Origin of the sequence: Thiolapillus sp., from assembly GCF_048562965.1 — a bacterium.
In the GTDB taxonomy this organism is placed as follows: domain Bacteria; phylum Pseudomonadota; class Gammaproteobacteria; order Chromatiales; family Chromatiaceae; genus Thiolapillus; species Thiolapillus brandeum_A.
The window spans coordinates 1-2,369 of the sequence record NZ_JBHNMF010000503.1 but is presented as its reverse complement, the minus strand read 5'-3'; the positions used below and the strand labels follow the sequence as shown (position 1 = coordinate 2,369).

The 2,369-nt window shown below is 54.2% G+C and carries 3 protein-coding genes; 1 reads left to right on the top strand and 2 read right to left on the bottom strand.

Annotated elements, in window-relative coordinates; translation table 11 throughout:
- Positions 1-19 precede the first annotated feature (19 nt).
- The gene (locus ACOCD2_RS16945) at positions 20-946 is read right to left on the bottom strand and encodes a ParB/RepB/Spo0J family partition protein (RefSeq protein ID WP_293648301.1); all 927 of its coding nucleotides are present in this window, start codon (positions 944-946) and stop codon (positions 20-22) included.
- Positions 946-1,794: a ParA family protein gene (locus ACOCD2_RS16940; RefSeq protein ID WP_293648304.1), complete on the bottom strand. Its 849-nt coding sequence runs from the start codon at positions 1,792-1,794 to the stop codon at positions 946-948. Before ACOCD2_RS16940 ends, ACOCD2_RS16945 begins: the two co-directional genes overlap by 1 nt.
- A 361-nt stretch (positions 1,795-2,155) precedes the next feature.
- On the opposite strand from ACOCD2_RS16940, the gene ACOCD2_RS16935 reads away from it, so the two are divergent.
- The gene (locus tag ACOCD2_RS16935) at positions 2,156-2,302 is read left to right on the top strand and encodes a hypothetical protein (protein WP_293648307.1); all 147 of its coding nucleotides are present in this window, start codon (positions 2,156-2,158) and stop codon (positions 2,300-2,302) included.
- Positions 2,303-2,369 lie beyond the last annotated feature (67 nt).

Here is a 2,369-nt window from a genome sequence, read left to right as displayed (position 1 = left end):
CCCCATAGCAGATGATGAACTACTGGCTGTTTTCGCTGTCTGCGGCCAACAGGCCGGCCAACAACGCATCCCAAGCAGCCTGAGCCTGGTCCAGATCATCCCAGTCCACTTCATCAAGCGCATCATCCTCCAGAGAAGGCACCACATTTGCAATGCGATGCGCGACCCGCTTCACGATATGCGGGTCCTTGACCTTGATCTTGGGACTGAGCGTAACGGCCGTACGTTTGCGGCCGGCGCGGGCCGCTTTTGAAGGAGGCTTGGGCTCCTCTTCTTTGTCGGCATCGTCATACGCTTTTAGGGCGGCATCGAGTTCTCGTTGACTACCGATAACCCCGTTACGCACCTTTTCCATGATCGCGGGCGGCATGTCCACGTACCGAAGAAATCGCTGGCATTGCCGGAGCGAGATACCAAGCTCTTCCTTCAGCTCTGCAGCGCTCGTTTTGGGGCCACAGAGCTCCCGCACCCCCTCGATAGTGTCATATAGGGAAGGGTTTTCCCGGCTGACGTTCTCGATCAGTGACAGCACCTTCCTTTCTTTCTCACTACCCGATGGGTAAACGGTGATATGTATGTGCGTCTCGCCGGCCAGGTGGTGTGCCAGGTAGCGTCTATCGCCCGCAATAACCTTGTAACCCGTTCCATCGGCTTCGACTACCACCGACTGCAGCATGCCGCGCTTTTTCAGAATGTTGGTCAGGGAAACCAAACGCTCCCATGCGTCCTTGCGCTCAGGATCCTTTGACCAGTCCACGTTTCCCGCCAAGTGGGCCTGCACCTCTTCCAGGGTAAAGTGGCCGGCTTTACGGTAGTTCCCCGTGTTGGGGCGCACCTCGTCAAGCCGAACCGTTTTAGAGACACCACAGCGGATAATCCGCTTCGCCAGTCCTGTCCCAATTTGTTTGTTGATTCTGTCGTCCAGTACCCCCAGCCGTTTAGCCATTATGATCCTCCCATAACACAGCTCATTACCCGCTCGACAGCGGGGAGGGCGGCTTGCGCTTCTTCGCTTTTCCCGCCATTTACCCATATACTGGGTTGTCCATACAACATAGACTCTTTGTACACCACACGATGGGGCAGAGGGGGCTCCACAATGTATTCTCCGACCCCCTCCAGTGAATTGAGCATTTCCCAATGCTCTTTGTGGATAACCGTGTTCATCTGCGCTTTGTTGGCTAGCACCCCGCAGACGCTCAAGGGGCAATCCCCGGTTCGTACATCGCGTACACGATTCACCAGCCCGATCATGCCTACCAGGCCTTCGACGCTGGGCGCCTCCAGTTCGGTTGGGATGACAACATGCGTAGACACATGCAGTGCCGCCGTGTTGAGGCGCCCCTTGGATGGCCGTGTATCAATGATGACCAAATCATAAAGATCATCATCTTTGAACGCCTCGAAAAACTTGGCGAGCACAACCGAATGATTAAGATCATGGGGGGGGCGGTATTCAATCTCCTGTAAGCGGTTCGCATGCGCTGGAATGATATCCAGGTTCTCGAACGCCGTCTCATAGGGCAGCACCTCTTCCAGATCCCAGATGTTGGCAACTGAGTAATGCCGGGTTGTCTCATCGGCATCTGGGTGTGGCGGCGGTACAAAGTCATCCGGGCCACCATCCGATACCACATCCATATCAAGGTAACGACGAGACAGGTTTGTCTGGGGGTCGAAATCAAGCAGCAGTACGCGCCACCCTCGAATCATCACCGCATACTCCGCCAACAGTTTGGCCAGAAAGGTTTTGCCTACTCCGCCCTTGTTGTTGGCAATGGTGAGTATCTTCATTGGGACACCTTGTAAACCGCACCGCAACCGCCGCACTTGTTGTTCCGGACTTTGTATTCTCCGCAGTTTGAACACTGGGAGCCGCGTCCGACCTTTCCTTCGTTTGGGGGCACGATCATCTCGAAATCACAACGCGAGCACTTCCTTCCTTTGGGGGTTTTGTGGAAGGTCATCTTCCCGCAATTGGGACACATTTTGCCAGCCATTTCTCTTTTCCTCTGAATGGAGTAAGTCAAACATGCTGAGACAGTAGAACTGGTGTGTGTTTGTGTCAATGTCTTTGTGTGAGTATGAGTGTTGACCCGGCATCACGATGCGGACATATTTCCGCGTATCGACCACACACGACGGGAAAAACACGATGAACGAGCAACCTGGATTGAAAGATGTACTGGACAAAATAGGTCAACTGAGAACCATTAGCATGCCGCCCGGTGATAACGAAGGAGATGCGGTCATGGAAAACCACCCACCTACTGACCAGGAGCAAGGTGGTTTTTTGGGCTAAATGCTCCCGCTTGGGAGCAGGGGAAAGTAATGTCAATTTTAGCGCGCGATTGGGCTTATTCGCAGGC

Excerpts from the sequence above, each read along its gene's own strand:
- ACOCD2_RS16945 (WP_293648301.1), bottom strand. The coding sequence starts at position 946 with ATGGCTAAACGGCTGGGGGTACTGGACGACAGAATCAACAAACAAATT.
- ACOCD2_RS16940 (WP_293648304.1), bottom strand. The coding sequence starts at position 1,794 with ATGAAGATACTCACCATTGCCAACAACAAGGGCGGAGTAGGCAAAACC.
- ACOCD2_RS16935 (WP_293648307.1), top strand. The coding sequence starts at position 2,156 with ATGAACGAGCAACCTGGATTGAAAGATGTACTGGACAAAATAGGTCAA.